The sequence below is a fragment of the Micromonospora sp. NPDC005298 genome, assembly GCF_040607375.1.
In the GTDB taxonomy this organism is placed as follows: domain Bacteria; phylum Actinomycetota; class Actinomycetes; order Mycobacteriales; family Micromonosporaceae; genus Micromonospora.
Genome location: NZ_JBEXGP010000013.1, coordinates 1 through 18,736, shown reverse-complemented (window position 1 = coordinate 18,736; position 18,736 = coordinate 1). Strand labels below are relative to the sequence as shown.

11 protein-coding genes and 1 pseudogene are annotated in these 18,736 nt (G+C 71.7%); 1 reads left to right on the top strand and 11 read right to left on the bottom strand.

The features are described 5' to 3' along the window. Positions 1-37: 37 nt before the first annotated feature. The 10 genes and pseudogenes from ABZS77_RS18870 to ABZS77_RS18825 all read right to left on the bottom strand — a co-directional run bounded on the left by ABZS77_RS18870 (position 38) and on the right by ABZS77_RS18825 (position 15,009). Complete coding sequence (locus tag ABZS77_RS18870; RefSeq protein WP_354824389.1) at positions 38-520, bottom strand: GNAT family protein; 483 nt, start codon at positions 518-520, stop codon at positions 38-40. After that, a pseudogene (locus ABZS77_RS18865) lies at positions 494-700 on the bottom strand (MbtH family NRPS accessory protein); the annotation flags it as partial. The pseudogene ABZS77_RS18865 and the gene ABZS77_RS18870, both read right to left, overlap by 27 nt. Next, positions 663-1,991, bottom strand: a complete 1,329-nt coding sequence (locus ABZS77_RS18860; protein ID WP_354824120.1) for an MFS transporter — start codon at positions 1,989-1,991, stop codon at positions 663-665. The pseudogene ABZS77_RS18865 and the gene ABZS77_RS18860, both read right to left, overlap by 38 nt. Continuing rightward, positions 1,991-7,003 (bottom strand): amino acid adenylation domain-containing protein, encoded by a 5,013-nt coding sequence (locus ABZS77_RS18855; protein WP_354824118.1) that lies wholly within the window; start codon positions 7,001-7,003, stop codon positions 1,991-1,993. Before ABZS77_RS18855 ends, ABZS77_RS18860 begins: the two co-directional genes overlap by 1 nt. A 246-nt stretch (positions 7,004-7,249) precedes the next feature. Further along, on the bottom strand, positions 7,250-7,723 hold the full coding sequence (locus ABZS77_RS18850; RefSeq protein WP_354824386.1) for a serine hydrolase domain-containing protein: 474 nt from the start codon (positions 7,721-7,723) through the stop codon (positions 7,250-7,252). A gap of 71 nt (positions 7,724-7,794) precedes the next feature. Then, positions 7,795-7,986 carry a hypothetical protein gene (locus ABZS77_RS18845; RefSeq protein WP_354824395.1) on the bottom strand — a complete coding sequence of 64 codons (192 nt, stop codon included), beginning with the start codon at positions 7,984-7,986 and terminating at the stop codon, positions 7,795-7,797. Between the two features lie 75 nt (positions 7,987-8,061). After that, positions 8,062-9,399, bottom strand: coding sequence for a condensation domain-containing protein (locus tag ABZS77_RS18840; RefSeq protein WP_354824116.1), 1,338 nt, complete (start codon positions 9,397-9,399; stop codon positions 8,062-8,064). Positions 9,400-9,419: 20 nt separating this feature from the next. After that, on the bottom strand, positions 9,420-13,199 hold the full coding sequence (locus ABZS77_RS18835) for an amino acid adenylation domain-containing protein (RefSeq protein WP_354824114.1): 3,780 nt from the start codon (positions 13,197-13,199) through the stop codon (positions 9,420-9,422). Continuing rightward, complete coding sequence (locus ABZS77_RS18830) at positions 13,199-14,113, bottom strand: arginine deiminase family protein (RefSeq protein WP_354824112.1); 915 nt, start codon at positions 14,111-14,113, stop codon at positions 13,199-13,201. Before ABZS77_RS18830 ends, ABZS77_RS18835 begins: the two co-directional genes overlap by 1 nt. Positions 14,114-14,115: 2 nt before the next feature. Beyond that, positions 14,116-15,009, bottom strand: coding sequence for a fatty acid desaturase family protein (locus tag ABZS77_RS18825; protein WP_354824110.1), 894 nt, complete (start codon positions 15,007-15,009; stop codon positions 14,116-14,118). A 304-nt stretch (positions 15,010-15,313) separates the two neighbouring features. Between ABZS77_RS18825 and ABZS77_RS18820 the strand changes: the two genes are divergently transcribed. After that, a complete protein-coding gene (locus ABZS77_RS18820; RefSeq protein ID WP_354824108.1) occupies positions 15,314-16,495 on the top strand; it encodes an acyl-CoA dehydrogenase family protein in 1,182 nt (393 codons plus the stop codon). A gap of 371 nt (positions 16,496-16,866) precedes the next feature. Here the strand turns inward: ABZS77_RS18820 and ABZS77_RS18815 are convergent, their stop codons facing one another. Beyond that, positions 16,867-18,447, bottom strand: coding sequence for a GMC family oxidoreductase N-terminal domain-containing protein (locus tag ABZS77_RS18815; RefSeq protein ID WP_354824106.1), 1,581 nt, complete (start codon positions 18,445-18,447; stop codon positions 16,867-16,869). Between the last annotated feature and the right edge of the window lie 289 nt (positions 18,448-18,736).

The following is an 18,736-nucleotide window of genomic DNA, read 5'->3' as shown; positions in this document are numbered from 1 at the left end:
GTTGCCTCCTCGTGGTGGGGGTGCGGGAGCGATGCGGTCAGGCGGACCGGCGGAAGACACGTGCTCCGTCGCCGCTGTCGGCCAGGCTGAACCCGGCGCGGATGGCCACACCCACGGCGTCCGCGTCGTTCTGTTCGACGGTGGCCGTCACCCCGGAGACGCCGGGCTCGGCGAGCAGCCGGGCCGCCAGCGCGTCCACCGCCTCGGTGGCGTAGCCCTGGCCGCGCGACAGCGGCTCCAGCGCGTAGTAAAGATCGTGGACGTCGGCCACGGCCGGCGCGACCCCGAGGTCGCCGATCACCCTGCCGGTCGACGTGAGCACGATCTCGTAGAGTTCCGCCGGGGCTCGGGACGACGTGGGTGCCGGCAGGTAGCCGGGCGCCCAGTCGGCGTGCCGGTGGCCGTCGACGCGCCGGCACGACACCTCGGCCGGCAGCACCTGGCGCAGCTGGAGCCGTCCGGTGTCGTGGACGGTGCGGACAGGTCCCGTCTCGGCCCGGCGGGCGCTGCGCGGACGCAGGTCGGTCCAGAGCCGCCCGATCCGTGCCAGGCAGTCGTCGAGCGCCCCGGCGACACCGAGCGGGTGCCAGCCCGCCGGCACCGGCCGGGCCTGCGGCCAGGTCGAATACTGGTCCTCGTCGTTGCGGACCACCAGGAACATCTCACTCACGGGTCGTCCTCCCACCGGACACGGTTTCATTGGCATCGCCAGGCGCGGTCTGCGGCGGCGCGGTCTGCGGCGGCGCGGCAGGTTCGTCCGAGGCCAGCCGGGCCCGTCCCAGCGGCGAACCGGCGGTGACGGCGGCGGTCATGGCGATCACCACGCCGATCCCGACCAGGACCGGGCCGATGCCGGCCCGCTCGACGACGAAACCGCCGGCCAGGGCCCCGACCGGGATCACCGACCAGGCCAGCACCATGGAGACCGTCATCACCCGGCCGAGCAGGCGGTCGGGGACGATCCGCTGGCGCAGGGTCATCGTGCTGATGTTGAACAGCACGCTCACCGCGCTGTTGACCGCCCAGAGGACGATCGCGACCGCGTAGTTCGTGGTCAGCCCCAGCCCGACGACCGTGAGGCCGTTGAGGGCCAGGCTCGCCACGAGGATCACCCCCAGCCGGATGTGCCGCAGGCGACCGGCCGACAGCGACACCAGCACCACCCCGGCGGCACCGGCGGCGAACATCAGGCTCACCTGACCGTTGCCGACCGACAGCTGGCGCTTGGCGTAGAAGACGAGTTGGGCGAGGGTGGTGGAGGCGAACAGGTTGACCACCGCCATGGTCACCGCGATGCTGCGCAGCAACGGGTTGTGCCAGACGTAGGCCAGGCCCTCCCGGATGTCGGCGCGCAGCGTGCGCAGCAGGACCGCCACCCGGCGTGGCCCCTCGCCGGGCGGCCGGGCGTCGTTGAAGGTCGACCTGATCAACGCCAGGGAGGCCGCCGACAGGGCGAAGGTCGCCGCGTCGATCAGCAGCAGGTCGACGACCGGCAGCGTGGCGACCGCGAGGCCGGCGAGCACCGGGCCGGCGATCTGAGCCAGCGACGTCGCCCCCTGCAGGCGGGCGTTCGCGGTGACCAGATGGTCCTTCCCCACCAGGTGCGTGACGCTCGCGAACTGCCCGGCGGTGAACGGGATCTGCAGCGTCGACCCGAGGAACGCGACGACGTAGATCCAGACCAGGTTCAGCTCGTCGCCCAGCGCGATCAGCGGCAGCGACACCAGCAGGGCCGCGCGGGCGAGGTCGACGCCGATCATCAGCGAGCGCCGGTCGACGCGGTCGACGACAGCCCCGGCCACGAACCCGAACAGCAGGTACGGCAGCAGCGAGACGGCCAGGGACAGGCCGAGGCCGACCGACGAGCCCGTCTTCGTGAAGATCAGCAGCGGAATGGCGAACGCGGTGAACGCCGATCCGAGATCGCTGATGAACCGTCCCGCGAAGTACAGCCAGAAGTCCGCGGACGGTCGTTGGTCAGCCGCTGGCATCACGACTCCCAGGCGGTCAGATGGCTGTCGACGGCCCGGACGGTCGGGTCGCTGAGGAACTCCCTGAGGGACACCTCCACCCCGAACGCCTCCGCCACCCGGGTGATGAGGACGGCGGCCAGCAGGGAATGGCCGCCCAGGTCGAAGAAGCTGTCCTCGACCCCCACCCGCTCGACGCCGAGCACCTGGGCGAACAGTCCGCACAGGATTTCCTCGCGCGGGGATGCCGGCTCCGGGGCACCCGCCTGGTCCTGGGGGCCGGGTGCCGGCAACGCCCGCCGGTCCAGCTTGCCGTTCGCCGTCGTCGGCAGCTTCGCCGACAGCACCACGACTGTGGTCGCCAGGAGTTCCGGCAGGTGCCGCGCCACCACCTCCCGCAGCCAGCCGGGATCGGCCGTCGCCTCCGCGTCCGGCACGACGTGGGCCACCACCCGGAAGTCGCCGGGCTCGTCCTCCCGTACCGTCACCGCCGCCTGGACCACTCCGGCCTCGCCGGCCAGTGCCGCCTCGATCTCACCCACGCCGATCCGGAATCCCCGGATCGTCGCCCGGTCATCCGCTCGGCCCAGGAAGTCCAGGTCGCCGGTCGGGCGCCACCGCGCCAGATCACCGGTACGGTACATCCGCTCGCCCCGGCCGAACGGGCACGCCACGAACCGCTCCGCGGTCAGCCCGGGCCGACCTGCGTAACCCCGGCCCAGGCCGGCACCCGCCAGGTACAACTCCCCCGCCACCCCGACCGGAACCGGCCGCAGACCAGCGTCGAGCACGTAGGCCCGGGTGTTCGCGATCGGCCGGCCGATTGGCACCACCGCACCCGGTGCGTCACCGGCCCGGTGCACGACGCTGCCGGCCGTGCACTCGGCCACGCCGTACTCGTTGAAGACCTCGGCACCCGCCTGCGACCAGCTCCGCGCCGACGCCGACGGCAACACCTCACCGCCGGTCACGACCGTCACCGACGGGCTCGCCGGGCCGTGGGCCGCCCGGAGATCGGACGGCGGCTTCCGCAGCGGTGACACACGGCCCGCCGTCCCGTCCGGGGAGCCGGCGCCCTCCGGGTCCACCGCGACCGTTCCCCCACCCGAGAGTGCCACCAGGGCGGAGTCGAGAAAGGGGCCCCGGACCGGCGTGGTGCAGCCCGGCCCGACGCGGTACGTGTCGCGCGCCCAGAGGCAGTAGTTGACCACGCCCTGCTGAGTGGCGACGACGCTCTTCGGGGCGCCGGTGTACCCCGAGGTGCGGGTGATCCAGGCCGGGTGCGCGGGCAGCAGCGGCGCGGTGCGCTCGGTGTCGGTGACCACACCCGCCGGCAGCGCATCGAGGGCGGCCTCACCGGCGTCGACAACCGGCACGCCGGCGGCTCCCGGAAGCTCGGCCACGGTGTCTCTGACCACGAGGACCGGAGACGTGTCAGCGACCAGGGACGCGACGGACGTGGCCGGGCTGTCGAGGTCGACGGGCAGACAGGCTGCCCCGGACCTGGCAACCGCCAGCAGGGCGACGACCATCAGCTCGCTCCGGGGCACCGCGACCGCCACCGTCCGCTCCGGACCGGCGCCCCGCCCGATCAGGGCGCGGGCCAGCCGGTTGGCGCGGCGGTCCAGCTCGGCGTAGGTGAGCCTCCTCGGGCCGCAGACGACCGCGGTGGCCTCCGGGGTCCGGGCCACCTGCTCGTCCCACAACCCGGCGACTGTCAGCGCCGGCAACGGCCGGTCCGTGTCGTTCCAGTCGTGCAGGATCTGCTTCCGCTCGGCGTCGGTCAGGACCTCGAGGTCCCCCACCGGCAGGGACGGATCCCGGACCGCCTCCCGGAGCAACCGCAGCAGCCGGTCCGCGAGCGTCTCGATCGTCGTCGCGTCGAACAGGTCCATCGCGTACTCGAAGGTGCCGCGGATGCCGGCCGGTGAGCCGTCGGCGGCGTGCTGCGCCCGGATGAACAGGGACAGGTCGAACTTGGTCGTGTCGTGGCCGAGTGGCTCGGGCTCGATCCGCACACCCGGCAGCTGCCACTGGTGGGTGACGGCGTTGTCGGCGACGAGCATCACCTGGAACAGCGAGTGCCGCGACGCGGACCGGGCCGGGTTGAGGATCTCGACGAGGCGTTCGAACGGCACATCCTGGTGGGTGTAGGCGGCCAGGTCGGTCTCGCGGACCCGGGCCAGCAGCTCGGCGAAGCTCGGATCACCGGACACGTCGGTGCGCAGGACGAGGGTGTTGACGAAGAAGCCGACCTGGTCGTGGACCGCCTCGTCGCTGCGGCCGGCAACCGGCGTACCGATGGGGATGTCGGTGCCCGCGCCGCACCGGGACAGCACGGCCGCCAGCCCGGCGTGCAGCACCATGAACAGGGTCGCCCGGTGCTTCCGTGCCAGCGTCAGCAACGCGCCGTGCAGTGCGGCGTCCAGGTCGAATCCGAAGGTGTCGCCGCGGTCGGTGGGTTCGGCCGGGCGCGGCCGGTCGTAGGGCAGTTCGAGCTGATCGGGCAGCTCCCGCAGGGTCGAACTCCAGTAGTCCAGTTGGCCGGCCAGCAGGCTGTCCGCGTCACGGCCGTCCCCGAGCAGGCTCCGCTGCCACACGGTGTAGTCGGCGTACTGCACCGGCAGCCCGGTCCAGTCCGGAGCGCGGCCCCCGGCCCGGGCCCGGTACGCCTCCGCCAGGTCCCGGACCAGAATGCCCATCGACCAGCCGTCACAGGCGATGTGATGGGCGAGCAGCAGCAGCACGTGTTCGCCGGGCGCCGTGGTGAACAGCCAGGCGCGGACCGGCAGATCCTCCGCCAGGTCGAAGACCTGCCGCGCGGCGTGGTCCAGCAGGCCGGGCAGGTCCGCCGGGTCCGCCTCCACCACCGTCAGTTCGGGCACCGCGTCCGCGGCGTCGACGATCCGCTGGTACGGCTGACCGCCGGCCACCGGGAAGTTGGTGCGCAGCGACTCGTGCCGCCCGACCACGTCGTGCAGAGCCGACCTCAGCGCGTCCGGATCCACTCGGCCGTGCAACCGCCAGGCGAACGGCATGTTGTACGCCGTGCTCGGGCCGTTGAGCCGGGCCAGGAACCACAGTCGCTGCTGTGCGAACGACAGCGGCAGACGCTCGGGCCGGCGGACCGGCACCAGGGGCGCCCGGGCGCTGTCGGCGCCGTCCAGGACCGGGGTCAGCGACGCCACCGTCGGATTGCGGAACAGCGCCCGCAACGGGACCTCCACGCCGAGTACGGACCGGATCCGGCTGGTCAGCCGGATCGCCTGCAGGGAGTGCCCGCCCAGGGCGAAGAAGCTGTCCTCGACCCCCACCCGGTCGACTCCGAGCACGTCCGCGAACAGCTCGCACAGGATCTCCTCCCGTGGCGAGGCCGGTGCCCGCCCGCCGGTCGGGGCCTCGAACTCCGGTGCCGGCAGCGCCCGCCGGTCCAGTTTTCCGCTCGTCGTCAACGGCAGCGCCGCCAGCACCACCACCCCGGCCGGGACCATGTATTCGGGCAGGTCCTGCGCCAGGGCGGCACGCACCACGGCCGGGTCGACCTGCGCGTGCGCGGCCGGCACCACGTAGCCCACCAGCCGGCGGTCGCCCGACTGGTCCTCCCGCGCCACCGCCGCCGCCTGCGCCACCCCCGGCTGGGCCGCCAGCGCCGCCTCGATCTCGCCCAGCTCGATGCGGAAACCGCGGATCTTCACCTGGTCGTCCGCGCGCTCCAGGAACTCGAGGTTCCCGTCCGCACGCCACCGCACCAGATCCCCGGTCCGGTACATCCGCTCCGCCACACCGAACGGGCACGCCACGAACCGCTCCGCCGTCAGCCCTGGCCGGCGCAGGTACCCGCGGGCCAGCCCGGCGCCCGCCAGGTACAGCTCGCCGGTCACCCCGACCGGAACCGGCTCCAACGCGCTGTCGAGCACGAAGACGCGGGTGTTCGCGATCGGCCGGCCGATCGGGGGCGCCTGCTGGCCGTCGCCGGGTGTGCAGGCCCAGTAGGTGGAGTCGACCGCCGTCTCGGTCGGGCCGTAGAGGTTGTGCAGGGGCGAACCCCCGGTCTCCCGCAGGAAACGGGCGGCCAGCCGCCCGGACAGCGCCTCACCGCTGCAGAACGTCCGCCGGACGGTGCGGTACCGCGCGGCACCGCCGGCGGCCAGGAACGCGTCCAGCATGGACGGTACGAAGTGCAGGGTGGTCACCCCGGTGGTCTCGATGAGGTCGGCCAGGTAGTCGGGATCCTGATGGCCGCCCGGCCGGGCCAGCACCAGCGCCGCACCGGTGAGAAGGGGCCAGAAGAACTCCCACACCGAGACGTCGAAGCTGTAGGGCGTCTTCTGCAGCACCCGGTCGTCGGCGGACAGCGGGTACTCGCTGTCCATCCAGGTCAGGCGGTTGATGATGGCCGAGTGCGGAACGCTGACACCCTTGGGCCGGCCGGTGGAGCCGGAGGTGTAGATGACGTACGCGGGGTGCCCGGGCAGCAGTGGTCGCTCGTGACCGGTGCCGGTGGCCGCCGCAGCCGGCGGCGCCGCGACCGCCGGATCATCCACGAGGACGACCGGCAGACCGGCGGTGGCCGGCAGCACCGTCGCGGTGGCGGCATCGGTGAGCAGCAACACCGGACGGGCGTCATCGAGCATGAACTCCACCCGGCCGGCGGGGTGGTCCGGGTCGATCGGCAGGTAGGCCGCGCCCGCCTGGAGCACGCCCAGCAGGGCGACGACCAGGGACTCGCTGCGGGGCAGCGCGACCGCGACGGTCTGCTCCGGCCCGGCGCCCAGGGTCGTCAACCGCCGGGCCAGCTGCCCGGCCCGTTCGTGCAGTTCCCGGTACGACAGCTCGGTACGGCCCTCGAAGGTCACCGCGAGCGCGTCCGGGGTCCGTGCCGCCTGGGCCGCCAGCAGTTGCGGCAGCGTCCGCGCCGGTAGCGGCCGGGCGGTGTCGTTCCACTCGTCCAGGAGCTGGTGCCGCTCGGTGGCCGTCAGTGTCCGGTACCCGCCGGCCGGAGACAGTTCCTCGACCTTGAATCGATGAGCCACGCTTCCTCATTCCGGCAGGGTCCAGATCGAACCGCGCCGGCGCTGACATCCAGCGTGTCGCCGCCTGCGGTTCACTGGGAGCCTCGCAGGGTCCGCGGCCGCGACCATCTCCCCCAGTGCTGAGGGGCGGTCGGCGGCCCACGATCGGCCGGGATCAGTCGTCGATGGCCTGGTAGACGGTCGTCCAGAAGTCCCTCCGCAGCGGACGCCGGGGATCGCCCGCGCGCGCCCGCTGCATCATGCGGATCACCGACATGTCCTCGGCCGGGTCGTTGTCGACGCGAACGCGAGATAGTCGTCGGCGGTCGAGACGAGCCCGCCGCCACCCCCCTCGAACTCCGGCGGCGCGCTCCACATCCCGCCGGGACCGTCGGCGACCTGTGCCGCACCGGTGGGACCGTCCTGCACGTCGTACGCCGTCGCGAACCGGTCGAGGCGGTCCGCGCTCACACTGAAGGCGGTGTCCTTCATGCCCAGCGGCTCGAAGACGCGCTCGCGCAGGGCCTCCCCGAACGACGTGCCGGTGGCCCGGGCGATGAGCGCACCCGTCACGTCCGAGCCGGTCTCGTACATCCAGCGCTCGCCCGGCTGATGGACGAGCGGCAGGGCACCGAGCCGGCCGACCCACTCGTCCAGCGACGGCTCGCCCAGGGCGCCCAGGGCGTCGCCGATGGGGACGGTTCCCGGCTCGGCGGGGACCATGCCGGTGCCGAGGGTCAGCGTCAGCAGGTCCCGCAGGGTGATCGGTCGTACCGCCGCAACGGTGTCGTCGAGGGATCCACCCGGGTCGGTCAGCAGTCGCCCGCCATCGGGACCCCGGCCCCGGCGCCCTCGAACGCGAGGCTGCCGATCGCCTCGGTGTGGACCTGGCCGTGGCGGGCGAGAACGGCGAGCATGCCGGGGACGTAGCCGGAATCGACGTACCGTTCGAGCAGCCGACGCAGCCGCGTCAGTCGTCCGGCCGAGAACCCGCCAGCAGCCATCGCCCGTCCCCCACCCGTTCGCCCGCAGCGCGGGCGTATCCGCTGAGGCGCGGGGTGCGGCACCCGTCGGTACCCTCAGGTCCCTCCCGGAGACGACGTGCTCAGCGCCGTCGACCGCGGGTGCGCCGCGGACGTCCCCGGCAGACCGGTGAGGTGACCGACGGTCTCGTCCGGCGCCGCGACGCACTTGGCCAGCAGCGCGGCGTACCGGCCGGCCACCCGCGCCACGGTGGAGGCTTCGTAGGCGTCGGCGTCGTAGTCGCAGTATCCCGTGTAACCGCCGTCCTCCCCCGCCACGAGACTGATGATGAGAGCGCACTTGGCCCGCACCGGAGGGATGTAGATCCGTTCCACAGCGAGCCCGGGGAGGGCGAGCGGTTCCCAGGTCATGTCGTCGACCACCAGGAACACGTCGCACAGCAACGGCAGGCCGTCGTCGGCCTTCCGTCCGCTCATGCGGACGAGGTGGGAGAAGGGAACCGAGCGGTGGGCCATCGCGCCCAGGACCTCGGCCCTGGTGGCGTTCGCGAGCGCCCGGAACGACGTGGACGGCGAGACCGTCAGCCGCAGCGGCAGCAGATTGCAGAGGTAGCCGATCATGTCGTCGACGGCGGCGGTCCCCCGCAGCGACACCGGCGTTCCGAAGATCACTTCGTCGGACTCGCCGTACTGCCACAACAGCGCGGCCATCGCCGCGGCGAACACGGTGAACGGAGTGGTCCGCAGAACCCGGCCGGCGGCGCGGACCGCCCGGCCCAGCTCGGGATCGACGGTGAGGACGTACCGCTCGGCGCGGTGCGGTGGGTCCGCCGAGCCGGGCCGGTCCGGCGGGAGCGGGAACGACCGGGGAGCCGCCCGCACGCGCTCCCGCCAGTACTCGATGTCCGCCGGGTCCAGTTCCTGCGCCCGCTGGGCGACGGCGAACTCGCCGGCCTGCACCGGTAACGGCTCCAGACCGGGCGGCCGGCCGAGCAGGCGGCTCCTGTAGAGGTGCATGAGCTCGCGCTGGAAGATGTTCAGCGCCCAGTCGTCGACCACGGCGTGGTGAAGCTGCACCACCAGGACGGCCTCCGTCGGGGACAACCGGACGAGCCAGGGCCGGATCGGTGTCTCGTCGAGGTCGAGCGGCTCGGCGACGACCCGGCTCAGCGCGCCCGGAAGGTCCTCCGGCGAGCAGGACAGCTGCGCCAGCCGGACGGACTCCGTCGCACCGACGATCTGGACCGGCTCACCCGCCCTCTCGGTCAGCCGGGTGCGCAGCACCTCATGGCGGGCGACGATCTGGCCGATCGCCCACTCGACCGCGTCGACGTCGAGATTCCCGGTGACCCGGCAGGCCCACGACTCCCCGTACATCGACTGCCCGTCACAGAAGAGGTCGTCGAGCCACAGCGCCTCCTGCTCGCGGCTCATCGGGTAGATCCGTGGACCGGTCAACGCGGTCCGCCGCTGCCGAGGCTGCTCTCCAGGTATCGGCTGACAGCGGCGACGGTGGGGTCCTTGAAGAACTGTTTGAGGGGCAGTTCCACACCGAAGCGCTCCGTCACCTGTGCGACGAGAACCGCCGCCAGCAGGGAATGGCCGCCCAGATCGAAGAAGCTGTCCCGGGCTCCCACCCGGTCCACCCGGAGCAGCTGCGCGAACAGCTCACCCAGGAGCTCCTCCTGCGGGGACGCCTGGTCGCGGTCACCGGTCGCCATGTCGAGGTCCGGCGGCGACTCCGGGTCGTCGGTCCGGCCAGCGAACTCCAGGGTCCCGTCCACGCGCCACCGCACCGGCTCTCCCGTGCGGTACATGCGTTCACCGAAGCCGAAGGGACACGCCACGAACCGCTGTGCCGTCAACGCCGGCCGGTCCTCGTCGGCCCACACCGGCTCCGTACCCGTGAGGTACAGCTCCCCCGCCACCCCCGGCGGGACCAGCCGCAGCTGCCCGTCCAGCACGTACACCCGCGAGTCCGCCACCGGCCGGGCCGCACCGAACTCGTCGCGCTCCAGCGCCTTGCGCAGCGTCGCGTCCGATGCCAGCCGACCGACTGTCGACTCGTGCAGGAACCGCTGCCGCTCCGTGTCGGACAGGATGTCGAGGTCGCTCACCGGCAGAGCCGGGTTCTCGGCGGCCTGGCTCAGCAGCCGTGTCAGCCGGTTGGCCATCGCCCGCACGGTTTCCTCGTCGAACAGGTCCAGCGAGTATTCGAAGGCGCCCTGGATGCCCGCCGGCGAGCCGTCAGCGGCCTGCTCCTGGCGGACGGCGAGAATGAGGTCGAACTTGGCGGTCTCGTGACCGACCGGCTCGATCTCGCTCCGCAGGCCCGGCACCTGCCACGGCCGGTTGACCGTGTTGTTGGAGACGAGCATCACCTGGAACAGCGCGTGGCGGGACGCCGAGCGGGCCGGGTTGAGTATCTCGACCAGGCGCTCGAACGGCAGGTCCTGATGGTCGTAGGCGGCCAGGTCGGTCTCGCGGACCCGGGTCAGCAACTCGGTGAAGCTCGGGGCGCCGCTGACGTCCGCCCGCAACACCAGCGTGTTGACGAAGAGCCCGACCAGATCACGCACCGCCTCGTCGGTGCGGCCGGCCACCGGCGTCCCGACCGGGATGTCGGTGCCCGCTCCGAGCCGGTTCAACAGGGCCACCAGGCCGGCATGGAGGAGCATGAACAGGGTCGCTCCGTGCTCGCGCGCCACCGTCAGCAGCTTGCCGTGCAGGGCGGCGTCCACGCTGAACGGCACCGTGCTGCCCCGGTGGGTGGACTCGACCGGTCGCGGACGGTCGAAGGGCAGCGAAAGCTGGTCCGGCAAACCCTGCAACGTCGACGTCCAGTAGGCCACCTGGGCGGCCAGGATGCTGTCCGCGTCCTGGCTGTCCCCGAGCAGGCGCCGCTGCCATACGGCATAGTCCGCGTACTGCACGGGCAGCTCGCTCCACCCGGGCGCCCGGCCGGCGGTGCGGGCCCGGTAGGCCTCGGCCCAGTCCCGCACCAGGATGCCGATCGACCAGCCGTCGAAGGCGATGTGATGGGTCAGCAGCAGCAACACGTGCTCGGTCGGCGACAGCTGGAACAACCACGCGCGGACCGGCAGCTCGACGGTCAGGTCGAACACGTGGCGGGTCGCCTCGTCGAGCAGCGCGGGCAGACCCGCCTCATCGGTCGCGCGGACCGTGACCTCCGGCACCGCCGCGCTGGTGTCGACGATCCGTTGCTGCGGCTGGCCACCGGCGACGGAGAACATGGTCCGCAGCGACTCGTGCCGCCCGACCACGTCGTGCAGGGCCGACCGCAGCGCGGCCACCTCCAGCCGCCCGCTCAGGCGCCAGGCGAGCGGAATGTTGTAGGTCGCGCTCGGGCCGTCGAGCTGCTCGAGGAACCAGAGCCGCTGCTGGGCGAACGACAACGGCACCCGTTCCGGCCGGGTCGCCGCCACCAGGGGCAGCGACGGGCTGCCGGTCTCGCCCAGGACCTTCGCGAGCGCCTCCGCTGTCGGATTCCGGAACACCGCCCGGACCCCGACCTTCACGCCGAGCACCGACCGGATCCGGCTGATCAGCCGGACCACCAGCAGCGAGTGCCCGCCCAGCTCGAAGAAGCTGTCCTCCACTCCCACCCGGTCGACCCCGAGTACGTCGGCGAACAACTCGCACAGGATCTCCTCCCGCGGGGAGGCCGGGTCCCGCCCGCCGGCGGAAACCCGGGCGTCCGGCGCCGGGAGCGCCCACCGGTCCAGCTTCCCGTTCGCCGACAGCGGCAGCTCCGCCAGCGGCACCACGTCCGCGGGCACCATGTGCTCGGGCAGCCGGCGCGCGGCCGCCGCACGCAGCCCGGCGGCGTCGATCGCCGCTCCCTGCTCCGGCACGACGTAGGCCACCAGGCGCGGGTCCCCCGGCTGGTCCTCGCGCACCACGGCCGCCGCCTGCGCCACGCCCTCCTGCGCCGCGAGCACCGCCTCGATCTCGCCCAGCTCGATCCGGAACCCCCGGACCTTCACCTGGTCGTCCACCCGGCCGACGAATTCCAGGTTCCCGTCCGCCCGCCACCGCACCAGGTCACCGGTCCGGTACATCCGCTCGCCGGACGCGGAGGGGCAGGCCACGAACCGCTGCGCCGTCAGGCCCGGCCGGTTCAGATATCCGCGCGCCAGACCGGCACCCGCCAGGTAGAGCTCCCCCGCCACTCCCGGCGGGACCGGCCGCAGCCCGTCATCCAGGACGAACACCCGCGTGCCGGCGATCGGCTGCCCGATCGGCAGGGCCTCGCCGCCGGCGATGTCGCCGTACACGGAACGCCGCACGATCGAGTCCACCGTGGACTCCGTCGGGCCGTAGACGTTCACGACCTCCGCCTGCGGCAGCGCGGCCTGGACGTTCGCACACACGTGCGCCGTCAGGGTCTCGCCGCCCAGCAGCACCTTGCGCACCTTGACGGGCGCCCACGGCGTGCCGAGCAGCTGCGAGATCGCCGACGGCACCGCGGTGAGGAGACTGCCCTCCCACGCGCCGCCCGGCCGGTCGGCCAGCGCCAGCAGATTCCGGATGATCTCGAGACTGCCGCCCCACGCGAGCGGGCTGAAGATCTCGAACACCGAGACGTCGAAGCTCAGCGACGTCGCGCCCAGCACCAGCGACAGGTCCTCGGGCGTGAACTCGGCCGCCGCCCAGTGGACCAGGTTGACGACGCTGCGGTGGGCGACGGTGACCCCCTTGGGCGTGCCCGTGGAGCCCGAGGTGTAGATGACGTACGCCGGGTTTTCCGGCCGGAGCGGGGCGATCCGCTCCTCGTCGGCCAGGTCCGTCTCCGGCAGGTCCGCCAGGACGGCCAGGGTCCGGGGGTCGTCCAGGTCCACGACCGGAAGCCCACCGGTACGCGGCACGCCGGCCGCGGCGTCGGTGATCATCAGCACCGGGGCGGCGTCGGCGAGCATGAAGGAGATCCGCTCGGACGGATAGTCCGGGTCGATCGGCAGGTACGCGGCACCGGCCTTCAACACGCCGAACACCGCGACGATCATCAGCTCACTACGCGGCAACGCGATCGCGACCAGCCGCTCCGGGCCTGCGCCCAGCGTCACCAGGTGCCGGGCGAGCTGGTTGGCCCGCTGGTGGAGCTCGGCGTAGGAGAGACTGCGGGCACCGAAGATCACCGCGGTGGCGTCCGGGGTCCGTGCCGCCTGCAGCTCCAGCAGTCGCGGCAGCGTGTCGCCGCCCTCGCCGCGCATCAGCTGCGCCAGATCGGGCCGGTCAGACAGGTCGGCCCGCCGGTGCCCTTCACCGAGATCTCCGAGCCGTCGTAGACGTGCACCTCGCAGCCGGCAGCCTCCAGCGCCGCCTGCGTACGGGGATTCCCGTCCACCATGACGACCACACCGGGACGGATGGCAAGCACGTTGCAGGCCATCGTCTCGTATTCGTCCGGCGGCACCGGGATCACGCGCACCCCCCGCGCCTCGAGTTCCTCCAGCAGGGGCACGGGCGCCAGGGGCAGGTACACCACGGCGAGGTCCTCCGTGACCGGCGAGACGATCGAGGTGAGGTGCAGTACGTGCAGCGGACCGCGGTCGTGCGGCATGTCCACCGATCGCACGTTGACGCCCTCGTCACGGAAGATCTCCCGGAGCCGCCGTACCCCCTCGGTGTTCGTCCGGTAGCCGCGACCCACAAGCACGTTGGCGGAGTCGAGCCAGAGGATGTCGCCGCCCTCGGCCCGGGCGGCACCGGTCAGCTCGGCCGTGATCGGCACCCGGGCGGCCCTCAGCGCCTCCGCGAACAGCACCGACTCGCCGCGCCGAACCGGCTTCGACATCTGGAACACCACGGCGCCCCGGCCGATCACCAGGCCCGGGTCCTTCATGAACGTCGCGTCGACCAGGCCCTCGGCGGTGTCGGCCAGCTCCACCTCACATCCCAGGCTGGCGAGCAGCCGGCAGAAGTCCTCGTGCTGGCGGACCAGCAGCTCCGGATCGGGCCGCTCCCATTCCGCCGTGTCGAAGTCACCCGTCGTCGAGGGACGGCGAACCAGCACCCGGCGCAGTGGCGCGATCATCGACCGCACCCCGAACCGTCCGTCGTCGACCGCGTTCGCGAGCGTTCCGCCCGGCGCACCGGCCGCATCCGTGAAGGTGTCGTTGGTCATTGCTATTTCCCTCCGAGCCAGATGTCACGAAGCACGGACTTTCCCCACCTGTTGCTGAGGAAGAAGCCGTCGCACCGTGCCTGAGAACCGTATTCGAGCCAGCGGGACCGGCAGACCCGGTCAAGGGACCGCAGTCGATAGTGCGGAATGGACGGGAACCAGTGGTGGAGCAGGTGGTAGATATCGTCGGAGTGGGAGCCGATCACCCAGCGCGTCACGATGTTCCCGCGCCAGTTCCTGCTGCCCCAGTTCCCGCCGTAGGCCTTCAGTCCGCCGTGCTCCCCGAGCTCGGCCCAGTACGTGATGCTCTGGTAGGCGGTGAACCAGGGAATGATCCAGCAGAAGACGACGATCTCGGTCAGCACCGTCGGGCCGGTGGCCGTCAGGACGGCCCCGATCGCGAGCAGCAGACACACGGTCGCCAGCCTGGCCCGGTCACGCAGCGACTCCCGGTAGAGACGCCACAACGGCATCACCGGGATGACCACCAGGACGACGTGGAAGAAAACGAACCGGGCGAAGGACATCCGGCCGTTGGAGGCGCCCACCGTCCCGGTCATCTCGTACAGGGCCAGATCGGGATCCTGTTCGTTCTTCCACAGGTTGTGGTGGTGCAGTTTGTGGTCGGCGACGTATCTGTCGTAACCGACGAAGATGGGATATGCGCAGAGCACACGGCCCGCCAGGTGGTTCAGGCGGCGGTTCCGGAACAACTTGAAGTGCGCGGCCTCGTGGAGCAGGTTCGCCAGCGCGCGCATCCGGCTGCCGATGACAGCCAGGACGAGCAGATAGGTCACCAGGCCGGGCCTCAGCAGGTGCACCGCGACGGCTGCGCCGATGACAGACCAGTCGCCCGCCAGGAAGAGCCAGTTCAGCCAGTTGTCCCGCCGGGACATCGGTCTGATCAGGGAGCTCACTTCGGGTGGGACGGCCGACCTCCTTGTCGGGGGCGCATTCACACTTGTCGGCACCGCGATTCCTTCCTCCGACCATCAAGATGGATCGTCTTTTCGAAGCTATGTCGGCGTTCCGGCGCAGTCTTATCCGCCTTTGCTCGGAGGTGTGCCGGCGTCCGTCGTCGATGCGCCGCGCAGCAATCGCCAAGGTGCGGCCGCGTGATCGGGTTGACAGCCTTCGAAGGGTTGTCGATGTTTAACCGGCATGGCCCCGCCACCGGGACGCCCGCTGAGGAGAGAAAACATGGAGATCACCAAAGCACCGCCCAGGGACGAGCTTGTTCGTCGCGCCTCGGAGCTGGTCCCGCTACTGCGCGACAAGGCCGTCTGGATGGACGAGAACCGGCGGCTCCACGACGACGTCATCGACGCCCTCACCGACGCGGGAATCCTGAAGATGCGCGTCCCGGTCCGCTACGGCGGCTACGAGTCCGACATGGGCACGGTCGTGGACGTGCTGGCGGAGCTCGGCCGGGGCGACGGATCGACCGCCTGGACGGTCTCGGTCTGGCAGATCAGCACGTGGATGATGGGGCTGTTCCCCGACGAGGTGCAGGACGAGGTGTTCTCGACGCCGGATGTGCGCATCAGCGGCATCCTCAGCCCCGGCGCGATGGCCGTGCCCGTCGACGGCGGCTACCTCGTCAACGGCAAGTGGTCGTTCAACTCGGGAGTGCAGCAGAGCACCTGGAACACGAACGCGGCGGTCACGCCGACCGGGGACGGCGGTTTCGCTCCGGTCATGATCGCCGTGCCGGTGAAGGACCTGCAGATCGTCGACGACTGGCACACCTCGGGTATGCGCGGCTCCGGCAGCGTCACCACGATCGCCCAGGACGTCTTCGTACCCGCCGAACGGGTGCTGCAGATGGGGCCGGTGCTGCAGGGCCAGCACAAGTCCGTACTGAACGCGAACGCGGCGATCTACCAGGCCCCGTTCATGCCCACCGCCTGTTCGACGGTGAGCGCGCCGGCCCTGGGTCTGGCCCTGGCGGCGAAGGACGCCTTCCTCGACCGGCTGCCCGGTCGGAAGATCTCCTACACCGCCTACGAGAATCAGGCCGAGGCGCCGATCACCCACCTGGAGGTCGCCTCGGCGATCACCCTGATCGACGAGGTCGGGTTCCACGCCCACCGCGCGGCGACGATGATCGACACCAAGGGCCAGGCCGGCGAGTCGTGGAGCCTGGAGGAGCGGGCCCGTGTCCGGCTCGACCTGGGCGCCGCGTGCCAGCGCGCCAAGGAGGCGATCGAGATCCTGAACGGTGCCAGCGGCGGTTCCTCGATCTACCGCGACGTGCCGATCCAGCGCATCCTGCGGGACATCCAGGTACTCAACCTGCACGGCATCCTGCACCCGAACACCAACCTCGAGCTCTACGGCCGGATCATCTGCGGTCTGGACCCCAACACGGCGTACATCTGATCCGGTCCCCCTCGCCGGCCGCTCGTTGAGGGCTGCATCCTGACGGAGGCCGGGCTGCCGGCGGACCGCTGCGGGAATTCAGGGTCGACGCGACCCTGCCCCGGCGGGCCGCCGCCGCCCGGCCTTTCGGCATGTGACGATCCTGGTGCCGCAGCGGACCTGGTGCCCGTTCGCGACATCCGCACGCCCGCGTCCCCTCGGTTGGAGGCTGCCACGGCACGCATCCACCGATGGAGAGCAGACGGAGACAGGCCCGCCGCGGTCCCCGTCGGGAACCGCGGCGGGCCTGCTGCTCCGCCACCACCACGAACCACAGTGGCGGACGGTGCGCCCCACCGCGAACCACAGTGGCGGAGCGCACCGCCCCCCGGTCAGCCGCCGACTGCGGCGACCGCCGTCCGGGTCAGCGGTGCCCGGCCGCGGATCAGGTCGGCGGCCTTCTCCGCGATCGCGACCGTCGGCGCGTTGGTGTTGCCGCTGACGAGACGCGGCATCACCGAGGCGTCGGCCACCCGCAGACCCTCGGTTCCGAGGACCCGCAGCTCCGCGTCGGTCACCAGCCCCATGGAGCACGAACCGGCCGCGTGGTAGGACGACTGCGTGTTGCGCAGGAGGAAGTCACGGATGTCGGCGTCGGACTCCGAGGCCGGAACACTCTTGGGCTGCTCGGTGAAGCGGGAGAGGGCCTTCTGCCCGGCGATGCGCAGTGCGGCCCGCACGCCCTCGACCGCGATCCGCAGGTCTTCCTCGTCGGCGTAGTAGTTGTGGGTGATCCGCGGCTTGGCCGTGGGGTCGTCGCCGGCGAGTGTCACGCTGCCCCGGCTGCGCGGCTGCAGCACGTACGCCCCGAACGAGATGGCGTGGCCGCTGGGGAAGCCGAGGCCGCCGTCGACGTACATCACCGGCAGGGAGACGAACTGCAGGTCGGGCGCCGGCAGGTCGGGACGCGAGCGGATGAAGCCGCCGGCCTCCGGCCCGTTTGACGACAGCGGTCCGGAGTGGTGTTCCGCGAACTGCTGTTGGTGACGCGGTTCTCCCGCGGCGAGCAGGCTCACCGGCTCGGAGTGCGCGTAGACCAGCCAGAACTGCGGGTGGTCCTGGAGGTTCTGGCCGACCAGCGGCTGGTCGACCACCACCGGGATGCCCAGCGCGGTGAGCAGGTCGGCCGGGCCGATGCCGGACAGCATCAGCAGTTGCGGCGTGTTGTACGCGCCGGCGCTGAGGATCACTTCGCGCTCGGCCCGGATCACGACCTCGCCGTCCGCCCGCGCGCCGGTGACGCCTGCGGCCCGGCCGTTCTCCATGAGGACCCGGTGCACCTGCAGGCCGGTCTCGATCGTCAGGTTCGGACGCTCCCGCGCCGGATCCAGGTACGCGACCGTGCTGCTACAGCGCATCCCGTCGCGCTGCGTGACCTGGTAGTACCCGAAGCCGTCCTGGGACGGGCCGTTGAAGTCGTCGGTGGCCGGGTAGCCGGCTTCGAGCGCGGCCGCGATGAAGGCGTCCGACATCGGGTTGCGGGACCGGTTCTCGCTCACCGACAGCGGTCCACCCGCGCCGTGGAACTCGGAGGCGCCGCGCTCGTTGTCCTCGGCCCGCACGAAGTACGGCAACAGCTCGTCGAAGCTCCAGCCCGGCTGGCCCCACGAGTCGTAGTCCAGGCGGTTGCCCCGGGTGTAGACCATGCCGTTGATGGAGCCCGTGCCGCCCAGCACCCGGCCGCGCGGCAGGTAGATCCGGCGATCGTTGCAGAACGGTTCGAGGTGGCTGTCGTAGTCCCAGTCGAGCTGCGTCCGGAAGAGCTTCGCGGCACCGGCCGGCACGTGGATGTTGGGCGAGGTGTCCGGCGGACCGGCCTCGATCAGGCAGACCGTCACGTCGGGGTCCTCGCTGAGGCGCGCCGCGAGCACGCATCCCGCCGAGCCGCCACCGATGATCACATAGTCGTACATTCGGGGTTCTCCTCCACCTCTGTCGCGGGACGGGCCAGGCCGGGTGCGCAGGCGGCTGGTCCGGAGTCGAGGATTTCCCGGGTGCCGCCGCGACCGCACCTTTCCGGTTGCTTCCCGCCCGGCGGCACGGCAGGCCCGGCACGTTCCGAGATGGGCGGGCCTGGTGCCGTCAATAGGCTTCCGGTATGCGACTCGGCCCTGCCATGCGCAGCGTGTCGAACGTGTGCGCCGGCGGGAGCAGCGCGGCGCTGTCCCCGGCGGTGGCCTTCACGCCCATGCTGCCCAGCAG

Bases quoted from the DNA above. Each gene is read 5' to 3' on its own strand.
- ABZS77_RS18830 (WP_354824112.1), bottom strand. From the start codon at position 14,113: ATGACCAACGACACCTTCACGGATGCGGCCGGTGCGCCGGGCGGAACG.
- ABZS77_RS18825 (WP_354824110.1), bottom strand. From the start codon at position 15,009: ATGTCCCGGCGGGACAACTGGCTGAACTGGCTCTTCCTGGCGGGCGAC.
- ABZS77_RS18840 (WP_354824116.1), bottom strand. From the start codon at position 9,399: ATGAGCCGCGAGCAGGAGGCGCTGTGGCTCGACGACCTCTTCTGTGAC.
- ABZS77_RS18820 (WP_354824108.1), top strand. From the start codon at position 15,314: ATGGAGATCACCAAAGCACCGCCCAGGGACGAGCTTGTTCGTCGCGCC.
- ABZS77_RS18815 (WP_354824106.1), bottom strand. From the start codon at position 18,447: ATGTACGACTATGTGATCATCGGTGGCGGCTCGGCGGGATGCGTGCTC.
- ABZS77_RS18845 (WP_354824395.1), bottom strand. From the start codon at position 7,986: ATGGCTGCTGGCGGGTTCTCGGCCGGACGACTGACGCGGCTGCGTCGG.
- ABZS77_RS18835 (WP_354824114.1), bottom strand. From the start codon at position 13,199: ATGCGCGGCGAGGGCGGCGACACGCTGCCGCGACTGCTGGAGCTGCAG.
- ABZS77_RS18860 (WP_354824120.1), bottom strand. From the start codon at position 1,991: ATGCCAGCGGCTGACCAACGACCGTCCGCGGACTTCTGGCTGTACTTC.